The organism is Lentibacillus halophilus (assembly GCF_039522485.1).
Taxonomy (GTDB): Bacteria; Bacillota; Bacilli; order Bacillales; family Amphibacillaceae; genus Lentibacillus; species Lentibacillus halophilus.
On the sequence record NZ_BAAADM010000068.1, the window covers coordinates 1 to 1,778 of the forward strand.

The 1,778-nt window shown below is 39.6% G+C and carries 1 protein-coding gene; it reads left to right on the top strand.

Going from position 1 to position 1,778, the window contains the following annotated elements:
• Window positions 1–47 precede the first annotated feature (47 nt).
• Window positions 48–1,451, top strand: coding sequence for an IS110 family RNA-guided transposase (locus tag ABDZ72_RS14330; protein ID WP_343754370.1), 1,404 nt, complete (start codon window positions 48–50; stop codon window positions 1,449–1,451).
• The last annotated feature ends 327 nt before the right edge of the window (window positions 1,452–1,778 follow it).

Here is a 1,778-nt window from a genome sequence, read left to right on the forward strand (position 1 = left end):
CCTAGCACAGAACTTCCAATTACTATTCCACAAAGGAGACGAAAATGATGGTATATTCATTATTTAATCATATCAAAGGTAAAAATGGAAGTAGATGGGCAGGTTTTATTAAGGAAACAGGTATAGATCATATGTTGATTGTTGCAATTGATGCAGCTAAATATACGCATAAAGCGATGATATGTAATTTTTATGGAGATGTGCTGGTTAAGCCTTTTGAATTTGATGCATCGGAAACGGGCTTTGAGTCGCTAAAATCATTTATTCAACAGGAGAAGCATGAGGATATTAAAGAAATTGTGGTCGGCATTGAGACAACGGGGCATTATTATGAAGATGTAGTCAGGCGTTGCCATCAGGAAGGTTATCAGGTACGCATTCTTAATGCAGCCACAACGGCACAAGAAAGACAAGGACTTTTGAATTGGTCCAAGACAGATAACCTGGATTTAATGGTGATAGTCCAAACCATTATAAATGGCAAAGGAACATTTGGAGAATGGCCTTCGGGAAATGGTCAACAGCTACAAAAGCTTACTCGTGCACGGCGCTCTTTGGTAAAAGAACGAACAGCTCTGCAAAATCTTATTCGTTCTCATATGGATCAAATATTTCGTGAGATGCAAGGGAAGAACATTTGGGTTGAAGGCAAGCGAACATACATGAAACCATTCTCTCAATTCTTTGGGAAAGCATCCCGTTATATCATGCGTTATTACCCTCATCCGTCTGATATTCTTACGTTAGGTGCCGAGGGGTTGCGCGACATTTCCATAAGGGAAAATTTAAAAATACGGGAAAATTCTATTGATATTCTATTAAAACTGGCGGAAAATTCTATCTCACAGCCCAAACAGGCAGTTGAAACAGAGATATTTCTGCTCAGCCAGAACTTGGATCAACTAGATTTATTAGACCAGCAGATCAGCAACCTGGAAGGTAAAATAGAAGATTCATTTATACAAACTGAAAGTGCCGTACTTCTTAGTATCACTGGCATTGGGCTTGTCACTGGAGCAGAACTAGCTGCGGAAATGGGGGATCTATCAGATTATGAACATGCGGGGCAATTAATTAAAATGGCCGGCACAAATCCCATTGTAAAACAATCAGGATGGCACAAAGCCTCCTATCACGGTGTTTCGAAACAAGGAAGAAAAACGTTTAGAGATGTTACGTACCAAGTTGGAAAATCTGTTGCCCATAATAACCCTGCCATGAATAACCATTATCAAAAGCTTAAAGAACGCGGTAAACACGTCAATCAAGCTTACATTGCATTAGGAAATCGAACCATACGACTGGCGTTTGCGATGATTCGTAAGCAGACCCTGTATCAAGCACAGCATAATAATTATGTATTATATCATGAACTTAAAAAGAAGCTGCGTATAGCTAATGTCAAAGAATTCTATGATCGATTTGTTTTAGCCGAGCAACCATCTGCCTAAAAATCAAGCGTACACAAGGTGCTTAGGATGAGCAAAAGACGATTCAAGAGTACCCATGAATGACATTATAAGTTAGACAACCGGTAAAAAAGTAGGGCTCCTCTAGGACGTTAGATCACATTGTACAAGGGGACTGAGGCTTATGACCTCGCGGGACAGCACTATGGATCTTGTCCTTCAAGTACGAATAATACGTAAAACATTAATTTGAATTTACTAGTCGGTATCCTCTGTTGGATGAAAAAGCAAGATCCACCTTTTCACGTCCTAGAGGGGCTCTAACATAAGGTTCTGTGTTAGTTGAACTTGTCAAAAAATGGTTTTGAG